This window comes from Actinospica sp. (genome assembly GCF_035552695.1).
Classification (GTDB): domain Bacteria; phylum Actinomycetota; class Actinomycetes; order Streptomycetales; family Catenulisporaceae; genus Actinospica.
Window position 1 is genome coordinate 1 of sequence record NZ_DASZKT010000145.1, and the last position, 25,935, is coordinate 25,935.

The window sequence follows — 25,935 nt, forward strand, 5'->3', positions numbered from 1 at the left end:
CTCCGTCTCATCCGGCACCACCACGTCCAGGAAGTACTCGGCCGACAACCGCTTACCCTGCAACCGACCCTGCATATCGGTCAACGAAACCTCAACCGTATCCACCACACCCTCGACAACCAGCGCACGCAGTTGATCGAGTGTCAGCAGGCCGCCACGACGCGACGCGGCAGCGCCGCTGGTATCCATGTTCACACTCATGAGCTCCGCCTGTCCGCCGCTTCCGCTGTCGGCTCAGTACTTTCGCACGGCTGCGTGTACTTCCCGACGCCTATGGCCGATCGGGCAACGCATCGAGTACTGAAGGGAAGACCTGCGGGCAGGGGTACCGGATGCCAGAGGCAGCGGGTACGGTCGGCGGAATCATGTGCCTGTCAGGTGAAGGCGGATTCGGCTCCTCCGCAGATTGGCTGGTTCAGTCCCGTGCCCGCAGCGCTTGCCCCGGACCCGAACGCAATGCACACGGAGGTGGAAGTCGATCTCCGAGCCATCGCCCGGAATGTCGAGATCTACCGAGAGTGCACGGACATCCCGCTGATGGCGGTGGTCAAGTCGGACGGCTACGGGCACGGCGCCGTCGAGGTGGCGAGGACGGCGCTGGGCGCCGGAGCGACCTGGTTGGGAGTCTCCTTCCTCGCCGAGGCGTCGGCGTTGAGAGCGGCGGGGATCGAAGCGCCGATCCTCTCCTTCCTCCTGGCACCGGGGGAGGACGTGGCGGCCGCGCTGGCGGCGGAGATCGATCTGCCGGTCGCGTCGCTGGCGGACCTCGGTGCGATCGCGACCAGTGCGCAGCGCTTGGGGCTGTGCGCGGAGGTCCACCTGTCCGTGGACACGGGGTTGCACCGCGACGGAGCCGCACTGAGCGCGTGGCCCGCGCTGGTGGAGAAGGCGGCGTGGTTCGAGCGGTGCGGTTTGGTGCACGTGCGCGGGATCTTCTCGGCGTTGGCATTCGTCTACGAGCCGGCCCATCCGGCGACGGAGCGACAGCTCGATGTGTTCGACGAGGCGCTGCGGGTCGCCGCTCAGGCGGGCTTGACCGGCCGCATGGCGCATGTCGCGGGGACGTCGGCGGGTCTGATGAACCCGCGGTCGCGATACGACCTGATCCGCGTCGGCGGTGCGCTGTACGGGATCGAGGCCGTGCGCGGTCGCAGCTACGGGCTGGTGCCCGCGATGACCTTGCGCAGCCGGGTGATCGCGACCGGACGGGTCGAGGCGGGCGAGGGCGAGTTCCACGGGCATGCCTATCGCCTGCCGGGAACCGGCGACCTGGGGCTGATCGCGGTCGGCTTCGCCGATGGGCTGCCGCAGGCGGCTTCCGCACGGGCCCAGCTGTGGATCGCGGGGGAGCGTCGTCCGGTGGCCGGGACGATCGCGATGAGTTCCTGCGTCGCGGACGCCGGATCGGCCGGGCTCGCGGTGGGCGAGCAGGTGCTGGTGTTCGGGCCGGGTGACCGCGGCGAGCCGACGATCGCCGATTGGGCCGCGTGGGCTGGGACGAACGAGAACGAGATCATGACGAATGTGGGTCCGCGCCTGCCGCGCCGGTACATACCCGCGGAAACGCGAGATTCCGAGCGGAGCCCGGCCGAGACGCGGGAGCGCGGACCGCGCCGGCCGCGCGTCGTCGTGCTGTTCGGCGGCCCGAGCGGTGAGTACGAGGTCTCCGTCGCTTCGGGCGCGACGATCATCGGTCGTCTCGATCGCGATCGTTACAGCGTCCGGCCGGTGCGGATCAGTCCGGAGGGCCGGTGGATCCCGGGCCCTGTCGACTGGCCGCGCGGGCCGTGTGATCCGGCGGGATTGGCCGCCGCCACGCCGGATCCGGCCGAGCGTGCGGGCACGGACCATGAGGTCGCGCTGGCCGTCCTGGCCGGAGCCGACGTGGTCGTTCCCGCGCTGCACGGCAGCTTCGGCGAGGACGGTGCCGTCCAGGGGCTGATGGACGCGGTAGGCGCGTGCTACGTGGGCTCGGGCGTCGCGGCCAGTGTCCTGGGCATGGACAAGGACCTGGCCAAGCGGGTGTTGAGCGCGAGCGGTCTTCGGGTGGCCGACTGGGTCCTGTTGCGCGGTGCCGATCAGGAGCTCTCGGACGCTGAGCGGAAGCGTCTCGGACTGCCGGTGTTCGTCAAGCCCGCGCGTTCCGGTTCCAGCCTCGGCGTCAGCCCGGTGCGCGGCTGGGAGCGACTGCCCGCGGCTCTGGCCACCGCCCGCGCGCAGGACCGAAAGGTTCTGGTCGAGCAAGCTGTGACGGGTCGTGAGCTGGACGTCGCGGTGCTGGAGTATCCGGACGGCCGCGTGGTCGCCAGCGCGCCGGCGGAGATCGTGCTGACCGCGGGGCGCCGGGAGTTTCTCGACTACACCGCGAAGTACGAGGACGACCAGGCCGCGCGGGTGCTGCTGCCCGCGCCGCTCGACTCGGAGCTCACCGCCGAGTTGCGGCGCCTGGCGGTCGAGGCCTTCGTGATCCTCGGCTGCCGTGGTCTGGCCCGGGTGGACTTCCTGCTGCGCGACGGCGTCGAACCGGTGTTCAACGAGATCAATACGTTTCCCGGATTCAGCCCCACGTCCCTTTACACGCGCATGTGGGCGGACGCCGGCGTCGAGCTTTCGGAAATCCTCGACGCGCTCATCGGCACGGCGCTGGCACGGAAGACGGGCATGAGATGACCATCGAGGGGAGATCGGTGGAGCAGGCCCACGCGATGCTGGAGCGGTCGGCGGGCGTATACCGTGACCGGCGCGACCTCATGCTCGGCTATCAGTGGAGCCAGCGGCTCGAGGGCTACGCCCGGTTGGGGCCGTTCCTCGACTTCCACATCGACAACATCGGCGACCCTTTCAGCCCCAGCCTCACCGCGCTGAACAGCAAGGAGTACGAGCGGGAGGTTCTCGACTACTTCGCCCGGCTCTGGCACGCACGGAGTCCCTCGGATGTCGCGGACCCGGACTCCTACTGGGGCTACGTGCTCAGCATGGGATCGACCGAGGGCAATCTCTTCGCGATGTGGAATGCCCGGGACTACCTGTCGGGCAGCGACCTGCTGGCCGACGGGCGGGCGCTCGAGCGGCGGCGCGAGCCAGTACTCTTCTACTCCGGCGACGCGCACTACTCGCTTGCCAAGGGCGCCGCGATGCTGCGGTTGCCGACCTTCCACGAGCTGGGCGGTTCCCGCTACCCGGGGCAGTGCCCGATCACCGCCACCGGACAGTGGCCGGCCGCGGTCCCCAGCGTCGGCGGCTGCACCGGGACCGGCAGCATCGATGTCGGCGAACTTGCGGCGCTCGTGGAGTTCTTCGCCGACCGCGGCCACCCGCCGTGCATCATGCTGAATCTCGGAAGCACCTTCAAAGGGGCCTGCGATGTCCCCGAAGCGGTGTGGAACGAGATCGAAGGCGTGCTGCTGCGCAACGGCCTGCGGGACGAGTCGAACGGTTCTGGGCGCCAAGGCTACTGGCTGCATATCGACGGGGCGCTCGGCGCCGGCTTCCTGCCGTTCGTGGAGATGGCGGCGGAGCAGGGGCTGATCGCCGAGTCGGGCCCGCGATTCGACTTCCGGCTTCCCTACGTCAGCTCCATCGTCACCAGCGGGCACAAGTGGTTCGGCACACCGTTCCCCACCGGGGTCTACATGTCGAAGCAGAAGCTCCGCATGGCACCGCCGTCCGATCCTCGGTACATCGGGTCCCCCGACACCACGCTCTCGGGCGCGCGCAACGGCCTGTCCAGCCTTCTGCTGTGGTACGCGCTCTCCCTGCGCGGGCACGCCGACCAGGTGCGAGCCGCGTGCGACGCCCTCGATCTCGCCGACTATCTCGTTCAGCGCCTTCGCGAGCTGGAGAACTCCGCTGGAACTCCGCTGTGGGTCGAGCGTGCCGAGCACGCTCTGGCGGTCCGCTTCCGTCGTCCCGCCGAGAGCATCGTGGCGCAGTTCGGTCTGGTCGGCGAACGCGCGTACCTCGACGACGGCGCCGACCGCGACTACGTTCACGTGTTCTGCATGCCGCACGTCACCAAACAGGTCATTGAGAAACTGCTGACCGAGCTGTCCGCCCCGTCAGCCTTCTCGCGGTAGTTCAGTGGAAGGGGGTTTCCGCCCCGCAAGGCGGCCGCGAGCGTCGAGTTGGATTCGCACGCGGTCGGCGGCTTGGTCGCGTCCCTGCTGCCGGTACAGCTCCAGTGCTTTTCGCCAGACCGTTTCGGCCTGCTCGTTTTCGGCGAGGGCCGCATGCGCGTGGCCGAGGTTGTCGAGGGTGTCGGCGGTTTGGAATAAATGGCCGAGTTCGGCGTAGACGGCTAGGGCCAGCTGGTAGTAATCGATGGCTTGCTGGTGGTGGCCGCTATGGTCGGCGATATAGCCAAGACTGTCCAGCGTGTCCGCTTCGCCCGCGGGATCGCGAATGCGCCGCTGTATCGCGAGGGCGGCCTCGCAATGCGTGCGCGCGGTGTCGAAATCGCCCAACTGCGCGAGGAACCAACCGGTCTCGTTGAGGGCTTGGGCCTCCCGGGCCGGTTCGCCGAGTGCGCGACGGAGGTCCAGGGTGTGCTCGGCGTGTTCCAGGGCGTGTTCCAGGGCCTGCCGGTCGCCCCGCTGTTCCCAGATCCAGGCGAGCATGTGGTGGGCTGCGGCCTGCTCGCCGAGGCCGTGGTGTTCCTCGGCGAGGTCCAGGGCCTGCCGGCCGTGCCCGATCGCTTCCTTGTGTCGTCCCAGGTCGGCGAGTGCGATGCCCAGACGCCGATGAGCGAGTATGCGGGCGCCGGGCTCGGGCAGGTGGGTGGCTGCGTCCAGCGCGGCCTGCCACACGGCGACCTGGTCATGGCGGTGTCCGCGCCGGATCTGGACGGTGCTCAGAGACCACGCCAACTGCCACACGATGCGGTGCCAGGCATTGCCGACAGCGGCCTGCTGGGCGGCCAGCAGATTCGGATTTTCCGCATCGAACCAGGCCAGCGCGGCCGACGCGTCGGGCATCAGCTGCGGGTGCATGCCGGGGATCGGGGGGTCGAGCGGGATCGAATCGCGCAGGGGGGCCAAGACAAGCTCGGCGGCGTAGGCGGTATGGGCGTAGAAGTCGACCACTCGCCGCAGCGCGGCCTGCCTCTCGGCGTCGTCTTCGTGGGCGGCGGCCTGTTCGGCGGCGTAGGCGCGCAGCAGGTCGTGCAGGGTGTAACGGCCCGGGGAGTGCTCGATGATCAGGTGCGCGCGGGCCAGTTCGTCGAGAGCGTGACGCGTCGTGTCGGGATCGAAGCCGGAAAGGCCGGCTGCCGCGCGGAGGCTGATGTCCGGAGCCGGGTGCACTCCCAGCAACCGGAACACGCGCGCAGCCGCGGGCGCGAGCGTGCGGTAGGACCAGGAGAACACGGCGCGCACGTTGGCGGTGGCCTCCCCGATACTCAGGGCGTCCAACTGCCGGTGGGCGTCTCGTAGTTCGTCGACGAAGGCCGCCAGGGGCCGCTTCGGCTGCAGCGCGGCGCGGGCGGCGGTGATGTTGAGCGCGAGGGGTAGTCGTGCGCAGAGTTCGATGAGTTCTTGGGTGGCGTCGGGTTCGGCTTCGATGCGTGGGGTGCCGAGCCGGTGGGTGAGCAGGTGGTGGGCTTCTTCGGGGGTGAGGAGGTCGAGGGTGAGGGTGTGGGCTCCGTTGAGTGCGATGAGTGTGGTGAGTTGGTTGCGGCTGGTGATCAGGACGAGGCAGCCGGGTGTGCCGGGGAGCAGGGGTTTGACCTGGTCGGTGTCACGGGCGTTGTCGAGTACGATGAGCATCCGTTTGCCGGTCAGCAGGCTGCGGTAAAGCCCTTGTTGTGCTTCGGGTCCGGTGGGTATGCGTGTGGCGGGTGTGCCGAGGGCGTCGAGGAATCCGCGCAGGGCCGTGTCCGGCGGGAGTGGGGAGGCCGCCGGGTCGAAGCCTCGTAGGTTCACGTAGAGCGCGCCGTCGGGGAATTGCGCGGCGTGCTGGTGTGCCCAGTGGATGGCGAGGGCCGTTTTGCCGATGCCGGCGGTGCCGCCGATCGCGGAGACCACGACTGTGGTCTCGGCTTGGCCGGCCAGTGCCGTCAAGGTCTCCAAGTGGCGGGTGCGGCCGGTGAAGTGGGGGACGTCGGCGGGGAGTTGTGCCGGGATGGGGGCGACGGGCCCGGCCGCTGCCGTGGCTGCGGGCGGTGCCGCTGATCTGGGTGCGGGGTCGAGCAGGGCCGGGTCCATCGCGAGGATGCGTTCGTGCATCGTGCGCAGGCCGGGTCCGGGGTCGACTCCCAACTCCTCGCGCAGGAGGAGGCGAGTGTTGTTGAACGCTGTGAGTGCTTCGGCTTGTCGGCCGGCGCCGTAGAGCGCGAGCATGTGCAGTTCGCGCAGCCGTTCGCGCAGCGGGTGGGCCTGGGTGAGGGTGGAGAGTTCGGTGGCGGCGTGGTCGTAGTGTCCGAGGTCCACGACGGTGGTCAGGTGTTCTTCTTGTGCGCTGAGCCGCAGTTCGTTCAACCGGTGGCCTTGCGCGCTCGCGTAGGGTCCGGGAACCCCGGCGAGCGCGGGCCCGGTCCACAACCGGAGCGCCTCGGTGTACAGGTCGGCCGCGCCGGCCGGGTCCCCGACGCTGCGCGCCTGGCGGGCGTGATCGAGCAGTCGGGTGAACCGCGTCAGATCACAGGAGTGCGCGTCGAGGTCGAGTGCGTATCCTCCGCCCACCGAGTCGATCCGGCCCGGTCCTTCTCGCCCGAGTGCTTGGCGTAGCCGGTGGATGTAGACGCGGATCACGTGGGATGCGGTCTCCGGTGCCTTCTCGCCCCACACGCCGTCGACCAGGTCCTCGGGGGTGACCTGCGCACCGGCGTGCACGAGCAGCATCGCCAACACCGCACGCTGTTGAGGCGAGCCCAAGCCCACCTCCGCGTCCCCGCGGAAGGCGCGCATGGGACCCAAGACCGCGAACCGCAGACCCGCCACCCGCCCACCCACTCCCAGCGCGGAAACACCCGGCCCCACCGACTCGACTTCGGTGCACGACCGGTCCTGACACTGAACATGCTAATCAGCCGAGGCCCTTCTCCGGGGCGCCGGAAGCGCGGCGACCCGGAGAAGGCGTCCGGATCGCTAACCAGCAGTGTCTTCATCGGCCTCGACGCCGAGGGCGGCGGGGACGACGTCGAGTTCGTGCGCCAGGGCCTCGAGTTCCGCGTTGTCGGCCATCAGCCGGATGAGTTCCTCCCGGGTGATCTCGGACTTCGCGAACTCGCCGAGGCTGGTACCGCGGCTGAGCACCACGAAGCGGTCGCCCACCGGGTAGGCGTGGTGCGGGTTGTGCGTGATGAAGATGACCGCGATGCCCTGCTCGCGGGCCTGCACGATCCTTTTGAGCACGACTCCGGCCTGTTTCACGCCGAGGGCCGAGGTCGGCTCGTCAAGGATCAGCAGGCGCGCGCCGAAGTGGATCGCGCGGGCGATCGCGACGGCTTGCCGTTCGCCGCCGGAGAGCGTGCCGACCGGCTGTTCGGGGTCGCGGATCGCGATGCCCATGCCGGCGAGCTCGCGGCTGGTGAGCTCTCTCGCCTTCTCCACGTCGAACCTCCGCCAGGGACCCCACCCCTTCGTCGGCTCGCTGCCGAGGAAGAAGTTGCGCCACACGGACATCAGCGGCACCATCGCGAGGTCCTGGTAGACGGTGGAGATCCCCAGGTCGCGGGCCTCGCGGGGGCCGCCGAAGCGTACCGGGTCCCCGTCGACCAGGATCTCCCCCTCGTCCGGCGGGAAGACGCCGGAGAGGATCTTGATCAGCGTCGACTTGCCGGCGCCGTTGTCGCCCAGGACGCAGGTGACCTGTCCAGCGCCGACCGTCGCGGAGATGCCGCTGAGCGCGTTGACGCTGCCGAAGTACTTGCTGATACCGCGCACCTCGAGCATATTCGCCTCCTCGGTTTCGCTCATCGCCGTGCCCGGTTGGCGCGCCGGTAGATCAGCATGTTGACCACGACCGCGAGGAACAGGATCACGCCGAGGAAGGTGAAGTTCCACGAGCTGTCCCAACCCGCGTAGATCACGCCCTGGAACGCCATCCCGATGATGCACGCGCCGAGAGCCGCGCCCAGCGCCGAGCCGTAGCCGCCGGTCAGCAGGCAGCCTCCGACGACCGCCGCGATGATGTAGTAGAACTCGTACCCGACGCCCTGCTCGGAGACCGCGGAGTAGGTCTGCAGGAACGAGATCACGCCGACGAGCGAGGCCGCCGTCGAGGTGCCCATGAACAGCAGTACCTTGGTCCGCGCGACCGGCACGCCGACGTTGCGCGCGGCGTTCGCGTCGCCGCCCACCGCGTAGATCCAGTTGCCGAAGCGGGTACGGCTGAGCAGCCAGACCGCGGACGCGGTGACGACGACGAACCAGATGATCGCGGTCTGATACCCCGTGGGCAGTCCTGCGTTCGACCCGAATGAGCTGCCGAACACGGCGCGTGCGCTGCCGATCCCACCGCCGTTCGGATTCGTCAGGCTCAGCTCGGTGCTGCCGTGGTTGACCAGCAGCACACCGCCGATGCTCATGCCGCGGAACACGAAGTACGTCGCCAGCGTGACGATGAAGCTCGGCAGCTTCGACTTGACCACCACGAGGCCGTTGAGCGCGCCGATCAGCGCGCCGAACGCGAAGGTGGCGATGACCGCGAGCCACGCGTCCCAGTGCAGCTGGCCGATCAGCAGGGCCATCAGGATCGCGGTGAAACCGGTCATGCCGCCGGTCGACAGGTCGAACTCGCCGCCGATCATCAGCAGCCCGACCGGCACGGCCATGATGCCGAAGAACGCCGCCTGCTGCGCCCAGGACTCGAATCCGGTCTGGGTGAACCACAGATGCTGCGGGGTCGAGTCGGCGACGCCGAACAGCACGAAGACGACCACGGCGCCGAGCAGGGCACCGAGCTCCGGGCGGCGCAGCGAACGGGTCAGCCGGCCGGCCGGCTCGAGGCGCTCGTCGCGCGCGCCCCGGGGAGGGCCCGCGGGCGGGGAGCCCGCCCGCAGGCCCGCGACGGGAGTGCTCATCTCAGTCATCACCCGCCGAGATCGCGGCCGAGACCGTCGAGATGTTCGTCTTGTCCACCAGCAGCGGCCCGCTCGCGACGGTGGTGCCGCCGCCGGTGGTCTGCCCGTGGTCCTTGGTGTAGAGGTACAGGAAGTTGATCGGCAGGTAGCCCTGCAGGAACTGCTGCTGGTCGACCGCGAAGTCGATGCCGCCGGACTGGATGTCCTGCTGGACCGCGGGGTTGAGGTCGAAGGTGGCGATCTTCACGTTCGTCGGATGCGCCGAGACCAGTGCCGTGCCGATCGCGTTGTTCAACGTCATCACCCCATTGATCTGCGGGTGCGACTGCAGGTACGAGCTGACCTGGCCGATGGCCTGCTGCGGGTTGGAGGCCGCGTTGGGCGTGGAGAGGATCAGCTCCGTGCACGCGGGCCCCGAGGACGGCGCGCTGCCGGTCGAGCAGTTGCCGCTCAGCCCGAGCCCCTGCGCGATTCCGTTGCAGCGGTCGAGCAGGTTCTGCCCTGACTGGTGCACCACGCACAGCACGTTGCTCGCGCCATCCTGCAGGAAGCGCGCCCCGGCGTGCTGCCCGGCCAGCGTCTCCGGCTGCCCGACACAGGTCATCGCGCCGGACGCGGCGATGTCGGTGTTGTCGCAGCCCGCGTTGAGCAGCACGACCGGAATCCCGGCCGCCTTGGCCCGCTGCAGCGTCGAGTTCATGATCGACGGATCGTGGTCGGAGACCGCGATCCCGCTGACGTGCTGGTTGATCGCGTTGAGGATCTGCGCATTCTCCGCGTTGTCGTCGGGCTGCGCCTGGCCCTGCTGCTGCGAGCCGTAGACCTCGCTGAGCTTGCAGCCGTAGTCGGCCGCCGCGGCCTTCGCGCCCTTGTACACGACGCTCCAGAAGCTGCCGTTGTCGCCGTGCGTGATCACCGCGAAGGTGTACGGGCACGAACCTCCGGCCGCGACGTTCGTGGAGCTGCTGCTCCCCGATGATCCGGAGTTGGTGCAGCCGGCGAGAACCAGTGTCGCCGCGGCGAGCAACCCCAGAAAGAGCTTCCGAGTACGTTTCATGATCGGGCCTCCTTGCCCAAAGAGTGCTACCGGAATGCTGTTGTCTGTTCTCTTCTTCCTAGCCGCCGGAGACCAGCCGAACGGCCTGGTCCACCGCCGCCTCGACGTCTCCGCCGCGCGGGTAGAGCAGCGCCCGCCCGACGACCAGGCCGGACACCCCGGGTACCGCGAGCGCCTTCTCCCAGGCCGCGAACGTGCGGTCCGGCGCGCTCGTCGGATCGCCGCCGAGCAGCAGCGTCGGCAGGGTGGTGGCCGCCATCACCCGCTCCATCTCGTCGATCACCGGGAGCTTCAGCCGCGTGTGCGCGCTGCTCGCCCCGAGCGCGGAGCCGATGGCGACCGACTTGATCACCGCTTCGGCGCTCAGGTCGTTGCGGACGCGCCCGTCGACGCGTCGGGAGATGAAGGGTTCGATCATCGCCGCGCGTCCCTGCCCGGCCAGCTCCGTGACCGCGTGTGCGCGGGACTCCAGAGTGGTCACGGTGGCCGGGTCGGCGAGGTCGATGCGCATCAGCATCTTGCCGCCGTCCAACCCGCCGACGACGATCGAACGCGTGTCGTAGGCCGTGAACCGGTCATCGAGCTCGAACTCGGCCCCGTGCAGACCGCCCCGGTTCATCGATCCGAACACCACTTTCTCGTCGAGCGCGCCGAGTAGCAGCAGGTCCTCGACGATGTCGGGCGTGGCCAGCACCCCGTCCACGCCGGGCCGAGCGAGGGCGGTCACCAGGCGGCGCGGCAGCTCGCCACGATCCGCCATGGCCATCGCGTCCCCGCCCACGCCGAGCGCACCGCGGCCCGGATGGTCGGCGGCGATCAGCATGAGCTTGCCGTGCTCGCCGACCAGCGGACGCCGTACCCGGCGCGCCGCGGCGCGGGCCACCTCCTCCGGATCCGGTCCGCCTGGGCGCACAGCGCACGCCAGCCGTGGGCATCGAGCTCGGGCCGCGTGTCGTAGCCGTCGAGCCCTGAGGCGGCGGCCAGCACCATCACCCCGGCGCCCGCGGCAGTGAACGCGGCGAGGGTCGCCTCGATCTGCGGCAGCGGGTCGATCTTCGCCTCGTGCAGGACCACCGGAACGAACCCGCCGACCGCGCGCAGTCCGTTGGAGGCGAGCAATTCCGCCTTGGCACGCGGGTCCTCCGGCAGGAATCCGTCGGGCCCGAACTCCGTCGCGACGAGACCCGCCTGCCGCATCTCGGACAGGACTCGCTCGGTACCGAGCTGGTAGCCCCAGCCCGGCACCTCGCACACGCCCCACGAGATCGGAGCTCCGGCGATCCGCGCGGTGATTCCCTTGCCGGTCTCCTGAACACTCACAGCCGCACCTCCGCGATCCGGATCGGCCACAGCTCGCGGCGTGAGAGCTCGCAGGACTCTGCGACGGACAGCGCCTCGGGGGAGTCCTCGGCGGTGCAGGCCGCGCGGAAGCGTTCCGGTGGTATGGCGTCGGCGACGAGTAACTCGTCCACTCCCGGCGATGATCCCGGCGTCGATCCCAGCGTCCTCGCGTGCATCCGACCGATACGCCCGACACCCGCCACCCCGACCCGAGCCATAGCGCCTCCTGCCGCCGGTGCGCCGGGCCACATTGCCCGCCGCCTGGAGAGAGGATGCATCAGCCGTTAGTGTCGGTCAATAGTTTGTCCAGACATAATGACAACGGCGTAGGTCGCGGCCACCGGTTTGAGGTGACCCGGACGAAGATTCATTGGCGCACACGAATATTTTCCGCAGCGGTGTCGGATGGCGTCGAGGCCGTTCGTAGAGAAGGTGAGAGGCCGGCAGCGGGCCGGTCGTCACGCACCGGAGGCCCACGATGTCCATCACGACCACCGCCACCGCGACCACGAAGCCCACGGCCGGCCAGCCCACGGCGGACCGAGAGAACGTACGGGAGAACGTAAGCGCCACCCTGACGATCGCCGCGCCTGCCACGCGGGTGTTCGCGGTGCTGGCGGACCCGACGGCCCACTCCGCGATCGACGGCACCGGCTGGGTTCAGGAAGCCGCCGACCGGGCGCCGCTGACCGAGGTGGAGCAGACTTTCCGGATGGACATGTATCACGCCAAGCATCCAGACGGTGACTACCAGGTGGTCAACAAGGTCGAGAGGCTCGATCCGCCGCGCGCCATCGGCTGGCTCACGGGGTATGACAAGGGCGACGGTCAGCTGGAGTTCGGCGGCTGGATCTGGCGTTACGACCTGGTGGCGCTCGGCGCGTCCGAGACCGAGGTCAAGCTCACCTACGACTGGTCGGCGGTGCCGCAGTCGATCCGGGAGTACATTCAGTTCCCGCCGTTCGGCCCTGAGCATCTTCCCAATTCGTTGCACCACCTGGCCGAACTCACGGCAGCGACGATCGGCGCGAAGTAGTTTCGCCGTCGTACCCCAGTCCGCATCTTCACACCCGATCAACGGTACTTGAGGAGAACATCATGACTGCCAGCTACACCTTCGACGTCTTCTCCAGCCTCGACGGCTTCGGCGCCGCCGGCGGCAACTGGACCGGTTATTGGGGCAAGCAGGGTCCCGAGCTGCTCGAACACCGCCTGGCCCTGTACGGCGAGGAGCAGCGGATGGTGTTGGGGGCCAACACGTATCGGTTGTTCGCGCAGATGCTGGCCTCGAGTACCGAGGATTCCGAGGTGCGTGACCCGTGGGTCACCCGGATGAGGAGCCTGCCGGCAACGGTTGTGTCGACCACCCTGGAAGGATCGCTCGACTGGCCGGACGCGACCGTCGCGAGCGGCGACGCCGTCGACGTCGTCGCTCGGCTCAAGCAGGAGTCCGAGGTGCCGCTGCGCTCGCACGGCAGCCTGTCGATGAACCGCGCGCTGCTCGCCGCCGGTCTGGTCGACCGCGTCCAGGTGACGCTCTTCCCCGTGATCACCGGTCAGACCGGGCGGGACCCGATCTTCCAGCATTCGGCCGACTTCGACCTCGAACTGATCGAGAGCCGGACGCTCGACGGCCACATCCAAGAGCTCGTCTACCGGCCCACCCTGCATGTCTGAGTCCATCACCCACCACCAGTTGACGAGAAGCCAGGAGCAGCGGATGCGTATCGGGTCCGGCGGTAACAACACAGTGCGCGGCGATGCGGAGTTCGGCGGGCACTTCACCGGAGACGTCTGGATCGACCACCTTGCCCGACCGGGCGAAGACACGGAACTGAGCGTGCAGTCGGTGTACTTCACACCCGGATCGCGCACCGCGTGGCATGCCCACCCGAACGGTCAGATCATCCACGTCGTCGCCGGTGAAGGGCGGATTCAGCAGCGAGGCGGCGACGTGCAGACCCTCAAGCCGGAGGACACGGTCATCGCGCCGCCTGGCGAATGGCATTGGCACGGCGCGGCCCCTGGTGCGTCGATGACGATGATCGCCGTTCAGCAGCCCGACGCGAACGGGCGACTCGTGGAGTGGGCGGAACCAGTCGAGGACGAGCAGCACTCTGCCTGATCCGGACGCGTTCGCTCGAGCGCCCCGGGCGACCCGGCCGCTCGGGTTCGGCCGCTCAGCTTCGGGCGGTCGGGTTCGGGCGGTCGGGCGGCAAACCGCGGCGCAAAGCCGGGAGCGGACCGAAGCCCCTTGTCAGCACCCGCGCCGGCTGGTGTCCTGGGGCAGCGGAGGATAACCACCCACGACCGGCAGCCGATTGTCGCAGGGCTCATACGTGGCATGACAGACGGCGGCCGATCCGCGTCACGTCCATGCCCACCACCGAAGGGTTCTGCAATGCCCGAGACGACCCCGCCTTCGACGTTCCTGGATCGCAAGCTGGCCAGGCGTTTTCGCACCTACGACCTCGACGGTGACGGCGTGATCGAACGCCGCGACTTCCAGAACGCCGCCGACGCGATGGCCGAGGAGTTCGACCAGAAGCCCGGCTCGGCCGCCCGCGAGCGGCTGGCCTCGCTGTGCCTGGGACTGTGGGACCATCTCGCGACCGTGGCGGACCACGACGGCGACGGTCGGATCACCGAGGCCGAATACAAGGCTGCTTTCCACTCCGGTCTGCTGGAGACTCCCGAGTCCTTCGACGCCGGGTACGTGCCGTTCCTGCACGCGATCATGGACATCGCCGATGGCGATGGCGATGGCGATGGCAAGCTGACCCGTGAGGAGCACGTGCGCTGGCCGGGCGCTTTGATGAAGGTGCCCGCCGCCGACGCACGCGAGATCGCCCGACGTCTGGATGCCGACGGCGACGGCCTGATCGGACGCGATGACCTGCTCGCGGCGATCCGCGCGTATTACTTCGACGAATCCCCCGACTCCGCCGGAAGCTGGCTGCTCGGCCCGCTGCCCGCCTGACGGCGCCCTACCGGCGCCGTCAACCCTAGAGCACGTGCTCACCGGGCTCCGCGGTCCCGCGCGCCGCCTCCACCGACCGAAGCCGAGTGAGCACGGCATCCAGAACGTCGACCGGCATCCGCGGATTGAGCGACTCTTTCAGACATGCCTCGAGCTCGGCGACGCCCATGCGCGCCACTATCTCGATCGCCACCAGTGGCGCGCCGTCGCGCGAGACCGCGGCTCTGCTCGCATCCACGCACCGACTAACGACCCCGACGGCAGCCGGTCACGCCGCCCGGGCATGCACGCATACGAACCTCGGCAAGATCTGCGCGTACCCCCGCGTACCTCAGTTGAAAATAGTTTTCAGATGGTTCATTTTTTCTACTGACAGATTTATCTCGTGCACTACAATTGACGCATGCGGAGCTATGACCAGTACTGCTCGATCGCCCGGGCCCTCGACGTCGCGGGGGACCGCTGGACGCTGCTGATCGCCCGAGAGCTGCTGCTGCAGGGCCCGTGCCGATTCACGGACCTCAAGAGGGGACTGCCCGGCATCGCCACGAACCTGCTCTCCACCCGTCTCAAAGAGCTAGAGTCCTCCGGGCTGATCACGCGGGAGGACGCACCGCCGCCGGTCGCCACCGCGCTTTACCAGCTGAGTGAGACCGGTCTGGCGCTGGAACCGGTGTTGCGGGCGCTTGGGCTGTGGGGATTGCGATTCATGGCCGATGAACGACCGGGCGACGCTTTCCAGGCACAGTGGCTGGCCTATGCTCCGCGCTGGTTCACCACCGACGCCGATCCGGACGGTCCGCCGGCGGTCATTCAACTCGTCGCGTCCGGCGAGTCGGCCGTCATCGAGCTGCGCGGCGGCGAGATCCACACCCGGCTGGGCCGCGCCGCCGACCCGGACCTGGTCCTCGACGGACCGCCCCGCGCCGTCCTCGGCTTGCTCAACGGCCTGATCGATCTGGAGAGCGCCGGTCGACTCGGCCTGACCGTCGACGGCCGGCGTGACCTGCTTTCCCGCCTTCGCCCAGTCGCACAGGACAACGCGCTCGGTCAGGATGAGGCGGCGGCCTGAGGCCCTGCCCCGGGTTTGTGTCGTCGGCGGCGGCGTGACCGCTAGCCGGCACCTGCCGTGCGGGCGTTGTGGGCACGCAGGACGAGAGCCGCCGCTTCCAACCGCGGAACGTCGAGTCCGAAGCCGTGGGCCCGGACGATGAGGTCGCCGAGCACGTTCTCGACCTCGGTCGGCAGGTCGGCGAGGAGGTCGCGGGAGAGCGAGGAAGTGGTGGGAGTGCCGCTCGCGGTGGCGATGGTCCGGGTGAGGGCGTAGTTCTCCGGACTCAGCGGGTGCCCCGCCGCGCGTGCGACCGCGGAGGCTTCGGCGAGCGTCTCTTCGGCGAACGCGGAACCGCCGACAGTCGCGACGGCTTCGCCGATGGAGCCGTGCGCGAGGGAGGTGACGGCGCCGATGGTGGCGACGAACACCCACTTGGACCACATCGCGGCCATGACGTCCTCGGGCACTGAGACGTTGAATCCCGGGATGGCGAGAGTTTCGGCGATCTCCGTCACGCGCTTGGACGTGGTCCCGTCGAGTTCGCCGACCTCGATGCTTCCGCCCGGGAGCAGTTGGCGGACGGCGCCGTCCGGGTCGAGCTGCGTACCGATCTTCAGTGTGCCGCCGAGCACGGCGTCGGGCCCGAACGCCTCGGTGAGGGCGGCGATGTGGTTGATGCCGTTGAGGAAGGGCACGACGGCGGTGTGCGGCCCGACCGCGGTCCTGAAGTCCTCGATCGCGGCGGACAGCGCCTGGGCCTTCACGCTGACCAGGATCAGGTCGTAGGGCCCGGTAAGCATCGGTGCCGTGACGACGCGGGCGTCGATCACGTCGGTGCGCGCGCCGTCGACGATCCGAAGTCCGTTCCCGTTCAGCTGGGCCGCCCGGCGAGGCCGAACGAGGAAGTCGACTTCGCGCCCGGCCTGCGCGAGGCGTCCGCCCACGTAGCCGCCGACGGCGCCCGCGCCGATCATCAGAATCCTCATGTCGCCGTCTCCCTCTTCGTCGTTGCTGGGTGAGGACCGGTTCCCAGTCTGCAGGCCGGCAGTGAAAGTTTAAAAACAATACTAGAGGGTTGAAAAACTCAACTAGCCGGTAGTACGGTTCAACTATGCCTAGGACACGATCAAAGCCGCTCATCCTCGCCGCGCTGCTCCTGGCAGCCTTCGTCGTCAACCTCGACACCACGCTGGTCAATGTCGCGTTGCCCGTGCTCACCCGTGAGCTGGGCGCCACCGACACCCAGCTGCAGTGGGTTGTGGACGCCTACAACCTCGTCTTCGCCGCCCTGCTGCTGAGTTCCGGCAGCCTTTCGGACCGTTTCGGCCGCAAGGGCATGCTGATGGGCGGCCTGCTGGTCTTCGGCGCCGCCAGCCTCATCGGCGGCTTCGCGACCACCCCCGCCGAGCTGATCTCCGCCCGGGCCGTGATGGGTGTGGGTGCGGCCATGACGTTCCCCGCGACCCTCTCGCTGCTCACGAACGTCTTCACCAGCCGCAAGGAGCGGGCTCTCTCGATCGGCCTGTGGGGTGCGACGGCGGGCGCGGCCATCGCGCTCGGGCCGATCGTCGGGGGCTTCCTGCTCGCGCACTACTCCTGGTCGAGCATCTTCTACGTCCTCGGACCGGTGTCGCTGGCCGTCATCGCCCTGGCCGCGCTCTTCGTCCCGCAGTCCAAGGATCCCCGGCCGCACCGCCTGGACCTGCCGGGACTCGTCCTGTCCGCCGGATTCATGGGGCTGCTGGTCTACACGATCATCGAGGCCCCGGACCGGGGCTGGGGCTCGGCGGGGTCGATCGCCGGCTTCGCGGGCAGTGCGGTTCTGCTGGCGGCGTTCATCCTGCGCGAGCGCCGGGCCGCCGAGCCGATGCTCGACGTGCGGCTGTTCAAGGACATGCGCTTCAGCGCCGCGAGTGTGTCGGTGACGGTCTCGTTCTTCACGCTGCTCGGGTTCATCTTCCTGATCACGCAGTTCTTCCAGTTCGTGCGCACCTACAGCCCGCTGTCCGCCGGCGTGCACCTGCTGCCCGTCGCGGCATCGGTCGCCATCGGTTCGATCGTCGGCACCCGGCTCGCGGTTCGCGTCGGTACCAAGACGATCGTCACGGCCGGTCTCGCCCTTCAGGCACTGTTCTACTTCTGGGTGGCCAGTGACATCTCGCCGACACTGAGCTACTCGATCATCGCGGTCCAGATGGTCGTCTACGGACTGGGCATGGGTCTGACCTCCGCACCCGCCACCGAATCGATCATGGGGGCGGTCAGGGCGGACCAGGCGGGCGTCGGATCGGCCGTGAACGACTCGACCCGGCTGCTCGGCGGAACTCTCGGCGTCGCCGTCATCGGAAGCATCTACGCCTCGCTCTACGGCTCACGGCTCACCGCCACCCTGCCCGCCTCGCTCCCGCACTCGCTGGCCGACACCGCCCGGCAGTCCGTCGGTGCCGCCTACGCGGTCTCCGACCAACTCGCCGCGCGAGGACAGGGCTCTGTCGCGAACGCCGTCCACGCGGCGGCCACCGGCGCCTTCGACCACGGCCTCAGTATCGGCTGCGTCGTAGCCGGCATCGTCGCCGCCGCCGGAGCGCTGCTCGCCGTCGCCTTCCTGCCCGCACAGCCACCCCAGCACCTCGACTCGGAAAACCCCGCATCCGAGCCCGCCGCGGAAGACCTCGCCATGAGGTAGCGGCCCCGGTGCCCGTCGCAGGGCCTTGACCGTCCCGGCGGCGCCGGGACGGTCCACTTCACTGACTTCACTAGCTCGCGATCAGCGGATGGCCGGGCTACTGGACGAGCTGGAAGGACTGCGCGGTGGTGCTGTTGCAGGTGTACTGCTGCAGTTGCACGCCGCTGGTGGTGGAGGCGTTGGGGGTGTCGATGCACAGTCCGGAGTTGTCGGCGGTGAAGGTGTAGTAGCCGCCGCTCCGCGCGTTGGCCGCGAAGAGGGCGTTGGTGTTGCCGGTGCCGCCGTAGTTCCAGGTCTGGAGCAGGTCGCCGCTGGCGGTGGCGCCGACGCCGCCGGTGATGTTCCAGCTCTCGCCCTGGGATTGGGCGTTCTCGTTGAGCACCTCGTAGAAACCGGTGGCCACGGGGACGAACTGCCAGCGCTGGCTGGTGGCGCCGGTGCAGGCCAGTTGCTCGACCGCCGTGCCGTTGGCGGTGGAGCCGCCCGCCGCGCTGGCGCACAGGCCGGAGTTCTGGTTGACCACCTCGTACCAGGCGGAGGTGTTGATCCCGCTGCTCCCGCCGGACGAGGCGAATGTCAGATAGTTGCTGTTCCAGCCGCCGTTGTCCTGATCCACCGTCAGAGTCTGCGTACCCGCGGGCAGGGTGACGGTGGCCGTCACCGTGGCCCAGGTCTGCCAGCCGCCGGTGGCCGCGATGTTGACGTTGCCGCTCAGGTTGGCGCCCGAGCCGTTGGCGATGTGCAGAGCGTCGGTGACTGCGCTCGGGGCGGCCACGCGCAGGCTGACGGTGTACGTGCCCGCCGTGGCGACGTTGACGGTGTACTTGAACCACTGCCCGCCCGAGGTCCACCCGAGGTCGTCGCCGCCGCCGGTGTCCGAGGTGGCCTCGAGGTCGACCCCGTCGGACCGGTAGCTGTTCGCCGAGCCGTTGACGCTGTTGACGTTGTAGGCCACGCCCTGCCCGCCGGTGTCATAGTTCTCCGCCTGCACAGTGCCGGGGACCGCGGCCGGCGTTCCGCCGTACGGGCCCTCCGCCTGGACCGCGTTGCCGGGCAGGCCGATCTGCACCTTGCCGCCGAGGGTCTTGTAGGTGCTCGCCTGAGTGCCCGTCACCTGCGCGAACGCCAGCGACGTGGTCGGGCTGCCCGGCTGCTCGACCAGGTACGTCGAGCCCGCGCTGACCGGGACGCTGAGCGTCGTCGCGGTGGTCGCCCCGACGACGACGGCGCCGCTCGAACCGTTGACCACCTCGGCCTGCTGCCCCGGCCACGGGTTGCGCACGCTCAGCGTGCCGCTGCTCCCGGCCTCGATCGCGGCCGTGGCCAGCGTCCCGCTCTCGACCTGCACGTCGACCTTGGAGTTTCCCTGGATGTACACGCTGCCCGACCCGTCCCAGCCGGACGGCCAGGCGGGCGCGAAGCGGATCGTGCCGTCGTAGTCGGTGGCCAGGGACTCGTCGAAGGCCGTGGCGACGGACGAGGACTGCTCGATGTACGGCTCGTCGCCGTTGGGCGGGTTGAACGAGGCCAGGCCGTCGACGTAGTCCTGGTTGTTCTCGGTCTCGGTGACCAGGTCGCTCGAGACCTGGCTGCCCATGTCGAGGCGTGCGGCGTCGACGGCGTCGAAACTCCAGTCGTTCGAGTCCGAGTTCGGCCGGTTGGTGTAGGTGCGATCCGCCAGAGCGGTCAGGTTGTCGCCGCCCAGCGTGGTGCTGTCGCCGATCACGCCCCAGGGCCAGACCGGCTCGAGGCCGATGTTCTCGCTGTTGCGCAGGGTCGCTGAGGGCTGATACGAGTCGGCGATCACGTCGTTGCCGGCGGCGTCGGCGTTCGCGGCGGCGGACGGGGAGGTCGGCTGCGGGTTGAGCAACTGCTGCTTGGTGGACTGGTCGGTGCGCGCGTACGGCTCGATCTGGTTCTCCGCGGTCCGCAGTTGCGAGACCAGCGAGGAGTCGGTGTTCAGCAGGGTCGCGGCCTGGATCTCGGCCGGGAACAGGGCCTGGTCCGCGGTGAGGTCGGTGGTCGGGTCGGTCACGGCCCACTGGGTTTCGTGGGCGTTGGCGGTGGCGTGCAGGTAGCCGTCCGAGCCAAGGCCCTGATAGTTGAGCAGGAAGGTGGCTGTCTGCTGCAGGATCGGATAGTAGGTCTGCAGGAAGCTGAGGCTGCCGGTGTCCTGGTACTGCTGCCAGATCCACATGGCCAGCTCGGCGCCGCTGGTGACGTTCTCGGCGTTGTAGCTCGGGCTGGATGCCAGGGCGCACGAGGCGTTCTGCGTGTTGTTGCCGCCGTTGTAGTAGCCGTTGCCGTTGAAGCGCATCGTCTCGGGGATGCAGGCGCCCGGCTTGCCGCCCATCTGCGCGCTGGTCCACGACTCGATGGCCGGCAGATCATTGAGGTACATGTTGAAGATCGGAACGTTGAGCGCGTAGTTGCCCGAGCTGAGGTTCGCCGCGATCTGCCCGCGCAGGTTCCACAGCCAGTAGCCGGCGGGATACCAGTCCTGCTGGTCCTGGTCGTAGGCGAACATGTCCGCGACCCCGGCCTGGCTGCCCGGATACGCGCCGGACTTCATGGACGCTGCCTCAGCGTACAGATAGACGGTGCGCAGGTTCTCCAGGTACTGCGCGCTGCCGTCGGAGGAGTTCGCCTCGATCAGCCCGCTGTGCGCCCAGTAGCCGTTCCACCAGCCCGACTGCGTGCCCAGCAGCGAGGAACTCGCGGCCGTCGCGTCCGAACCGATCAGGCTCGTGGCGGTGCTGATCGCGTTCCCGCCGGTCCACGAGGGCGCCGCGACGACGACGCGGAAGGAACCGTTCGTGTTCGCGTTGAAGGACACCTTCACCTGGGTCGAGCTGACCGTCGAACCGGTCACGTTCTGCCCGCCCGCCGTGATGGCGGCCATCGCGCCGAAGGTCTGGCCCGAGTTCCCGGTCTGCGCGTTGTCCGTCCAGGTCTGCGCCAACGCCCCGTACGCCCCGGAGGAACTGGTCGCCGGCGAGCGGCCGGACCACAGGCTGAGCGTGGCGGACTCGGCGGCGCTCGCGGCGGCCCCGGTGACGTCGACGATCAGCTCGTCCTTGCCCTCGGGCACCCAGGCCTGCGCGGTCATTCCGCCGCCGGACTCGTGCAGCACGCCGTTGTACAGGTCCAGATATCCGGAGAAGTTCGAGGCCGACGTCATCGCCGACAGCCCCGGAATGTCGACCTGGCCCGGCGAGAGTCGGTACGGCATCGTGTCGCTGCGGTTCAGCTGCGCGGTGAAGCCGTTCGCCGCCCACGCCGCGACACCGAGCGAGCCGTTGCCCAACGGCATCGACTGGGCAGCGGCCGTGTTCGGCGCGCCGAGCACGATGTCGGAGCGGCTCACGACGCCCGCGGTGTTGACGGAGAAGGCGCCGTTCTGCCACGCCGTGGTCAGGCTCGCGGCGGCCGCGGGCTGGTCGAAGGCCCCTGAGACGGCGAGCGGTGCGCTGAACGAGAAGATCACGGTCGCGGCGAGCGCGAGCCGCCTGACCGGGTGAAAGGCTCGAAGTGACACGGGGGTCCTCCTGCTGCGCGCTTCATTGCGTCTGGTGGGTTTCTGCAGCGGACACATCGGATGTGTTTTAGCGTATGGATCTTCGTTCGTCCAGAGAATCGGGAGGTTCCGGTACTGATGCGCCGGTCGGGTCTCATTCATGGGATCTCTCGCGCCGCCCGAGGCTCCGGGCCGCGGCGCCCGCACCATTGGAAACAGGGTTCGAATGCGACAGGTCGAGGACCAGCGTTTGCGCCGGCTTGTCGCCCACGCGCACGTCGCGTGAACCGACGCCGCCTGCCGCGGCTTCCGAACCTAGGCCGGCTCCAGCCAGGGAAAACCTCCCGGTTCTGCGGCGATACGGGCTTGGAGCCGCTCGTCGTCCCGGCCGCGGATCTGCCCGAGGAAGGGGAAGTCGCCGGGACCGACCGCGAGCTTGGCCGGCGGCTCGACCGATACAGGGCTCGCTGCCTGGCGATGTGTACCTGGTCGTCGCCGACGGCAAGAGGCGGCTGGGCCTCGAAACTGTCCGCCGGCAGTAGGTACACCATCCCGGCACGCCACGGCCGCTGACGCGGCGCCGTGTCGCTGATGGAGAAGAAGTAATACGGGTCGCTGAGCATGTCGGTTCCCGAGCCGAGCCGGACGCATGCGTTGCACAGCATCATCGGATAGTGCTCGCGGTCCAGGATCGCGTAGTACATCGGCCACAGGCCGTCGACGGCGCCGAAGACCGCGCGACTACTACTGAACTCGAGTGGGTCGGCCGGTCGGCGGGGCTTCGAAGACCCCGATGTCGGGATCGCCCGAGCCGTGCAGGACCAGATTCATCCGCTCCACCGAGCGACACAGAAACTGCCGCCATAGCCTGATACAGCACTCGTACAGGCTGCAGCGGCTGTCAGTGGCGGAGTGATGCCGTGGGAGTGGGAAACGACATGACGAACTCCAGCGAGGTCCGGGCCGTCAGACCTCTTACTGGCCGATTACTGGCCGAGGGCCTGATGGACCGAACTGACGGCGCTCGCGCCTTCGCCGACCGCCGCGGCCACCCGTTTCATCGACCCGGAGCGCACGTCGCCGGCCGCGAACACGCGCGGCTCGCTGGTCTCGAACGGCAGCGGGCGGCGGCCGAGGCCGGTCCAGGTCCCGCCGAGTTCCTCGTCGAGCAGCTGGGCGTCTGTGCGTAGGAAGCCGTCTTTGTCGACGGCCAGTCCGTTGAGCCACTCGGTGGCGGGGGCGGCGCCGATGAAGCAGAACAGGCCCGAGCATGCGACACGCTCGTGCGCGCCGATGCCCGCGTCGCCCGCCGGGCCGTGGCCCGACCCCGTGGCGTCGGTCAGTGAGATCTCCTCGAGGTGGTCCGCGCCGTATAGCGAGGAAACCTCAGTGCCGGTCCGCACGGTGATATCGGGATGGGCCACGATCCGGTCGGCCAGATACGCCGACATCCTGGCCCGCAGGTCGGTTCCGCGTACCACCAGTGACACCGCGCTGCCGTTCTCGGCGAGGTACAACGCGGCCTGGCCCGCGGAGTTGGCCCCGCCGACGACCGCGACAGGGTTCTGCGCGCACGCGCGCACCTCGATCTGCGTGGCCGCGTAGTAGATTCCCGCGCCCTCGAAGTCCATCCAGCGCTCGAGTGGCAGGGCTCTGTATCGGGCACCGGTGGCGATCACGACGGCCCGGGCCGTCAGTTCGGTGCCGTCCACCAGGGTCAGCCCGACCACGTCGCCATGCGCGTTCAGCTTCGCGACCGGGCACGGGGAGGCGATCCTGGCGCCGAATTTCTCCGCTTGCACCGCGGCTCTCGCGGTGAGCTCGCCACCGCTGATGCCGGAGGTGAAGCCGAGGTAGTTCTCGATCCGGGAACTGGCCGCGGCCTGGCCGCCGGCGGCCAAGGCCTCGAGAACCAGTGTGTCGAGACCCTCCGACGCGCCGTAGACCGCGGCGGCGAGTCCCGCGGGCCCGGCGCCGATCACGACGAGGTCGACCGTGCGCCCGTCGGACGGGGCTCGATAGGACAGGCCGAGGTGTTCGGCGAGCAGACCCGCCGTGGTGTTGAGCAGCACGCCGCTGCTGGTGATCGCGATCGGCAAGTCGGTCGGCTCCGCGCCGACCGCGCGCAGCATCGCGGCGCCCGCCGGGGTGTCGGCATCGTTCCAGGTATGCGCCAACTGTTGCCGGGCGACATACGTGCGCAGCGCCAACGCGTCCGCCGACCACGCGCCGCCGACCAGCTCGAGGCTCCGCGCTCCGTCGCCCGATTGCATGTATCGGCGCCGCGCGATCAAGGTGCGGAGCAGGAGGTCGGATATCTCGGGCTCCTGCTGCATCACCCTGCGCAAGGCGGCGGGGTTGAGCCTGCGCACCACCGCGCCCTCGCCGGCCTGAGCGCCGAGGGCGGCGTTCTGGCCCGTCAGCAAGCTCAGCTCGCCGGTGAACTGGCGCGGTCCGAACGAGGCGACGACTATGCACTGCTCCTCGTCGAACATGGGCGGCGTGCCGACGCGCACCTCGCCCTGTTCGACCAGGATCATGTCAATGGCCTGGTCGCCCGGCTTGTACAACCAGGTGCCGTCCGCCACCTGTTCGGCCACGCCGGCGTATTCCAGCAGCCGCGCCCACTGCGGGACGGCCAGCGTCGGTAGGACTTCGCGAGGCGGATCGAGAGCCGTCATCGTGGGCCCGTCAGCCCACCAGCTCGCGCCAATTCGCCGGCACTCGGCCCTTCGGCCCGGGAACCGGCTGGTCGACGGGGTGGCTGACGGGTGGGGCGAGCGCGGGGCCGGACGCGTACATCTCGGAGGTCTGGTAGTTCCAGAACCACTCTTCGCCGGGTTCGAAACTGCGGATCAGCGGATGCCCAGTGTCCCCAGCGTGCGCCGTCGCGTGCTTCTCCGGCGAGTCGTCACAACAGCCGATGTGTCCGCACTCCGCACAACGCCGCAGGTGGATCCACCACCCGCCGGCCTTGTCGCATTCGACGCATCCGGTACCGCTCGGCGCGACACTCGGGTCGATCCCTTGCTGCGCGTTCATGCCGCCTCCCAGGTGCTCGTGGGTTCGTGCGCTCTCGCTCCGGTGAGCATAACCTCAGGCGAACCTCGGCACCACGGCAGAGCAGGGCGCGCTCGTTTCGTCCTCCTCCTCCTCGCCTCCCGCCGCGCCTGCTCGGCGTAGACGCGGTCGCGCTCATCGCCGGGCAGTTCGCGAACGGCGACGCTGTATGCCTCGGTTCCGCGTTCGACGCCGGCGCCGCCGGCGGTGACCAGGTTGTAGTACCAGTCCGGGTTGGTCGGCGCTCCGCCCCTGGTGGCGAAGACGTAGATGATGTCCGGTTCGGTCTCGTGCGGGAGGTACATCACCGGGCTTACGTGCTCACGTCCGCTCTCGCGGCCGCGGTGGTGCAGCAGGACGATCGGAGCGCCCTCGAAGACCCCGCCGACCTTGCCCTCGTTCGCTCGGAACTCCTCGATGGTTCTGGCGTTCCAGTCGAGCGCGTCGCTCATGTCGAACCGGCCGTGCGTGTCAACAACCCAGGTAGGCTCGATGGCATGGAGCAGGAGCGACTCAATGAGCGGGAGACCCGGGCCTGGATCGGGTTCCAGCACATGCGCATCGAGGTCAACGAAGTGCTCGCCCGTCGGCTGGCGCGCGACTTCGGGCTGACCGAGGCGGACTTCGTGGTCCTGCTCAGGCTCTCCAGAATCCCGGAGCACAGGCTGCGCGCCCGCGACATGGCGGCCGCGCTGCACTGGGAGCGAAGCCGGCTCTCGCGCCAGATTTCCCGGATGGAGACGCGCGGAACGGTCAAGCGGGCACCGAGCGAGGGCGACGCCCGCGGCTACGACGTCGTGATGACCGATGCGGGCCTCGCCGCGTTCCAGGCGGCCTGGCCGGCCTGGGTGGACGGCATCCGCCACTGCTTCGCCGACGTGCTCTCCCCGGAACAGCTCGACGCCCTCGCCGGCATCGCCGAGGCGATCGACACCCACTACACCGCGCAGCACCGCCCGGGCGCGCTGAACGGTTCGGCCGAGGCCGACGGCGAACCTCGCTCGCGGCGGGACTTGCTCGAGTCGGCCGATTCGCTCGAATCGGCACGCTGAAAGCCTGAGCGCGTAGGCCGCGACCGTACCCTCGGCGCCGCACGGTATCCGCCGACCTGCTCGGCGCCGCCGAGTCTCCCGTGTCGGCACGCACGGTGGGCCGGTCTCATCCTCTCGGGCCTCCCGGTTTCGTTGACATGTAACTCTCTGGCGGCGTAGCGTGGGCCTC

General features: G+C 69.1%; 21 protein-coding genes and 2 pseudogenes. 9 read left to right on the forward strand and 14 right to left on the reverse strand.

Going from position 1 to position 25,935, the window contains the following annotated elements; all coding sequences use genetic code 11:
• A pseudogene (locus VG296_RS18170) lies at nt 1-201 on the reverse strand (hypothetical protein); the annotation flags it as partial.
• Between the two features lie 267 nt (nt 202-468).
• Between VG296_RS18170 and alr the strand changes: the two are divergent.
• Nucleotides 469-2,670, forward strand: a complete 2,202-nt coding sequence (gene alr / locus VG296_RS18175) for an alanine racemase (RefSeq protein WP_325567071.1) — start codon at nt 469-471, stop codon at nt 2,668-2,670.
• Nucleotides 2,667-4,076, forward strand: coding sequence for a pyridoxal-dependent decarboxylase (locus tag VG296_RS18180; protein WP_325567073.1), 1,410 nt, complete (start codon nt 2,667-2,669; stop codon nt 4,074-4,076). The genes alr and VG296_RS18180 overlap by 4 nt, the downstream gene beginning before the upstream one ends.
• Here the strand turns inward: VG296_RS18180 and VG296_RS18185 are convergent.
• From VG296_RS18185 to VG296_RS18215, 7 genes and pseudogenes are all read right to left on the reverse strand, one after another.
• Nucleotides 4,059-6,902, reverse strand: coding sequence for an AfsR/SARP family transcriptional regulator (locus VG296_RS18185; RefSeq protein ID WP_325567114.1), 2,844 nt, complete (start codon nt 6,900-6,902; stop codon nt 4,059-4,061). The genes VG296_RS18180 and VG296_RS18185 overlap by 18 nt on opposite strands.
• A 180-nt stretch (nt 6,903-7,082) precedes the next feature.
• A complete protein-coding gene (locus VG296_RS18190) occupies nt 7,083-7,913 on the reverse strand; it encodes an ATP-binding cassette domain-containing protein (protein WP_414641110.1) in 831 nt (276 codons plus the stop codon).
• Complete coding sequence (locus VG296_RS18195; protein WP_325567077.1) at nt 7,910-9,019, reverse strand: ABC transporter permease; 1,110 nt, start codon at nt 9,017-9,019, stop codon at nt 7,910-7,912. Before VG296_RS18195 ends, VG296_RS18190 begins: the two co-directional genes overlap by 4 nt.
• A gap of 1 nt (nt 9,020) precedes the next feature.
• Nucleotides 9,021-10,076, reverse strand: a complete 1,056-nt coding sequence (locus VG296_RS18200; RefSeq protein ID WP_325567079.1) for a substrate-binding domain-containing protein — start codon at nt 10,074-10,076, stop codon at nt 9,021-9,023.
• A 58-nt stretch (nt 10,077-10,134) separates the two neighbouring features.
• On the reverse strand, nt 10,135-11,001 hold the full coding sequence (locus tag VG296_RS18205) for a Cgl0159 family (beta/alpha)8-fold protein (protein WP_349259613.1): 867 nt from the start codon (nt 10,999-11,001) through the stop codon (nt 10,135-10,137).
• Nucleotides 10,968-11,369: pseudogene (locus VG296_RS18210) on the reverse strand (inosose dehydratase); the annotation flags it as partial. The gene VG296_RS18205 and the pseudogene VG296_RS18210, both read right to left, overlap by 34 nt.
• A 23-nt stretch (nt 11,370-11,392) precedes the next feature.
• Nucleotides 11,393-11,548, reverse strand: coding sequence for a hypothetical protein (locus VG296_RS18215; RefSeq protein ID WP_325567085.1), 156 nt, complete (start codon nt 11,546-11,548; stop codon nt 11,393-11,395).
• A gap of 347 nt (nt 11,549-11,895) precedes the next feature.
• Here VG296_RS18215 and VG296_RS18220 point away from each other — a divergent pair, with 347 nt between their 5' ends.
• From VG296_RS18220 to VG296_RS18235, 4 genes are all read left to right on the forward strand, one after another.
• Nucleotides 11,896-12,453 carry a hypothetical protein gene (locus VG296_RS18220; protein ID WP_325567087.1) on the forward strand — a complete coding sequence of 186 codons (558 nt, stop codon included), beginning with the start codon at nt 11,896-11,898 and terminating at the stop codon, nt 12,451-12,453.
• 62 nt (nt 12,454-12,515) lie between these two features.
• Nucleotides 12,516-13,094, forward strand: coding sequence for a dihydrofolate reductase family protein (locus VG296_RS18225; RefSeq protein ID WP_325567089.1), 579 nt, complete (start codon nt 12,516-12,518; stop codon nt 13,092-13,094).
• Nucleotides 13,095-13,137: 43 nt separating this feature from the next.
• Nucleotides 13,138-13,542: a cupin domain-containing protein gene (locus VG296_RS18230; RefSeq protein WP_325567091.1), complete on the forward strand. Its 405-nt coding sequence runs from the start codon at nt 13,138-13,140 to the stop codon at nt 13,540-13,542.
• Nucleotides 13,543-13,818: 276 nt separating this feature from the next.
• Nucleotides 13,819-14,397, forward strand: a complete 579-nt coding sequence (locus VG296_RS18235) for an EF-hand domain-containing protein (RefSeq protein ID WP_325567093.1) — start codon at nt 13,819-13,821, stop codon at nt 14,395-14,397.
• A 25-nt stretch (nt 14,398-14,422) separates the two neighbouring features.
• Here VG296_RS18235 and VG296_RS18240 read toward each other — a convergent pair whose 3' ends face one another.
• The gene (locus VG296_RS18240; protein ID WP_325567095.1) at nt 14,423-14,635 is read right to left on the reverse strand and encodes a hypothetical protein; all 213 of its coding nucleotides are present in this window, start codon (nt 14,633-14,635) and stop codon (nt 14,423-14,425) included.
• A 165-nt stretch (nt 14,636-14,800) separates the two neighbouring features.
• Here VG296_RS18240 and VG296_RS18245 point away from each other — a divergent pair, with 165 nt between their 5' ends.
• On the forward strand, nt 14,801-15,469 hold the full coding sequence (locus VG296_RS18245; protein ID WP_325567097.1) for a helix-turn-helix domain-containing protein: 669 nt from the start codon (nt 14,801-14,803) through the stop codon (nt 15,467-15,469).
• Between the two features lie 41 nt (nt 15,470-15,510).
• On the opposite strand, the gene VG296_RS18250 is transcribed toward VG296_RS18245, so the two are convergent.
• Entirely contained in the window at nt 15,511-16,437 is a 927-nt protein-coding gene (locus VG296_RS18250) for a 2-dehydropantoate 2-reductase (RefSeq protein ID WP_325567099.1), read from the reverse strand.
• A gap of 125 nt (nt 16,438-16,562) precedes the next feature.
• Between VG296_RS18250 and VG296_RS18255 the strand changes: the two genes are divergently transcribed.
• On the forward strand, nt 16,563-18,137 hold the full coding sequence (locus VG296_RS18255; protein ID WP_325567101.1) for a DHA2 family efflux MFS transporter permease subunit: 1,575 nt from the start codon (nt 16,563-16,565) through the stop codon (nt 18,135-18,137).
• Nucleotides 18,138-18,234: 97 nt separating this feature from the next.
• Here VG296_RS18255 and VG296_RS18260 read toward each other — a convergent pair whose 3' ends face one another.
• The 4 genes from VG296_RS18260 to VG296_RS18275 all read right to left on the reverse strand — a co-directional run bounded on the left by VG296_RS18260 (nt 18,235) and on the right by VG296_RS18275 (nt 25,166).
• Nucleotides 18,235-21,732 carry a carbohydrate-binding protein gene (locus tag VG296_RS18260; RefSeq protein WP_414641111.1) on the reverse strand — a complete coding sequence of 1,166 codons (3,498 nt, stop codon included), beginning with the start codon at nt 21,730-21,732 and terminating at the stop codon, nt 18,235-18,237.
• A 908-nt stretch (nt 21,733-22,640) separates the two neighbouring features.
• Nucleotides 22,641-24,335 (reverse strand): FAD-dependent oxidoreductase, encoded by a 1,695-nt coding sequence (locus tag VG296_RS18265; RefSeq protein WP_325567105.1) that lies wholly within the window; start codon nt 24,333-24,335, stop codon nt 22,641-22,643.
• A gap of 10 nt (nt 24,336-24,345) precedes the next feature.
• Nucleotides 24,346-24,696 (reverse strand): UBP-type zinc finger domain-containing protein, encoded by a 351-nt coding sequence (locus tag VG296_RS18270; protein WP_325567107.1) that lies wholly within the window; start codon nt 24,694-24,696, stop codon nt 24,346-24,348.
• The gene (locus VG296_RS18275) at nt 24,693-25,166 is read right to left on the reverse strand and encodes a nitroreductase/quinone reductase family protein (protein ID WP_325567109.1); all 474 of its coding nucleotides are present in this window, start codon (nt 25,164-25,166) and stop codon (nt 24,693-24,695) included. Before VG296_RS18275 ends, VG296_RS18270 begins: the two co-directional genes overlap by 4 nt.
• A gap of 45 nt (nt 25,167-25,211) precedes the next feature.
• On the opposite strand from VG296_RS18275, the gene VG296_RS18280 reads away from it, so the two are divergent.
• Complete coding sequence (locus tag VG296_RS18280) at nt 25,212-25,766, forward strand: MarR family winged helix-turn-helix transcriptional regulator (protein ID WP_325567112.1); 555 nt, start codon at nt 25,212-25,214, stop codon at nt 25,764-25,766.
• Nucleotides 25,767-25,935 lie beyond the last annotated feature (169 nt).

Excerpts from the sequence above, each read along its gene's own strand:
- VG296_RS18270 (WP_325567107.1), bottom strand. The coding sequence starts at position 24,696 with ATGAACGCGCAGCAAGGGATCGACCCGAGTGTCGCGCCGAGCGGTACC.
- VG296_RS18280 (WP_325567112.1), top strand. The coding sequence starts at position 25,212 with ATGGAGCAGGAGCGACTCAATGAGCGGGAGACCCGGGCCTGGATCGGG.
- VG296_RS18230 (WP_325567091.1), top strand. The coding sequence starts at position 13,138 with ATGCGTATCGGGTCCGGCGGTAACAACACAGTGCGCGGCGATGCGGAG.
- VG296_RS18235 (WP_325567093.1), top strand. The coding sequence starts at position 13,819 with ATGCCCGAGACGACCCCGCCTTCGACGTTCCTGGATCGCAAGCTGGCC.
- VG296_RS18200 (WP_325567079.1), bottom strand. The coding sequence starts at position 10,076 with ATGAAACGTACTCGGAAGCTCTTTCTGGGGTTGCTCGCCGCGGCGACA.
- VG296_RS18245 (WP_325567097.1), top strand. The coding sequence starts at position 14,801 with ATGCGGAGCTATGACCAGTACTGCTCGATCGCCCGGGCCCTCGACGTC.
- VG296_RS18260 (WP_414641111.1), bottom strand. The coding sequence starts at position 21,732 with ATGTGTCCGCTGCAGAAACCCACCAGACGCAATGAAGCGCGCAGCAGG.
- VG296_RS18190 (WP_414641110.1), bottom strand. The coding sequence starts at position 7,913 with ATGAGCGAAACCGAGGAGGCGAATATGCTCGAGGTGCGCGGTATCAGC.
- VG296_RS18275 (WP_325567109.1), bottom strand. The coding sequence starts at position 25,166 with ATGAGCGACGCGCTCGACTGGAACGCCAGAACCATCGAGGAGTTCCGA.
- VG296_RS18265 (WP_325567105.1), bottom strand. The coding sequence starts at position 24,335 with ATGACGGCTCTCGATCCGCCTCGCGAAGTCCTACCGACGCTGGCCGTC.
- VG296_RS18255 (WP_325567101.1), top strand. The coding sequence starts at position 16,563 with ATGCCTAGGACACGATCAAAGCCGCTCATCCTCGCCGCGCTGCTCCTG.
- VG296_RS18185 (WP_325567114.1), bottom strand. The coding sequence starts at position 6,902 with ATGCGCGCCTTCCGCGGGGACGCGGAGGTGGGCTTGGGCTCGCCTCAA.
- VG296_RS18180 (WP_325567073.1), top strand. The coding sequence starts at position 2,667 with ATGACCATCGAGGGGAGATCGGTGGAGCAGGCCCACGCGATGCTGGAG.
- VG296_RS18195 (WP_325567077.1), bottom strand. The coding sequence starts at position 9,019 with ATGAGCACTCCCGTCGCGGGCCTGCGGGCGGGCTCCCCGCCCGCGGGC.
- VG296_RS18250 (WP_325567099.1), bottom strand. The coding sequence starts at position 16,437 with ATGAGGATTCTGATGATCGGCGCGGGCGCCGTCGGCGGCTACGTGGGC.
- VG296_RS18220 (WP_325567087.1), top strand. The coding sequence starts at position 11,896 with ATGTCCATCACGACCACCGCCACCGCGACCACGAAGCCCACGGCCGGC.
- VG296_RS18225 (WP_325567089.1), top strand. The coding sequence starts at position 12,516 with ATGACTGCCAGCTACACCTTCGACGTCTTCTCCAGCCTCGACGGCTTC.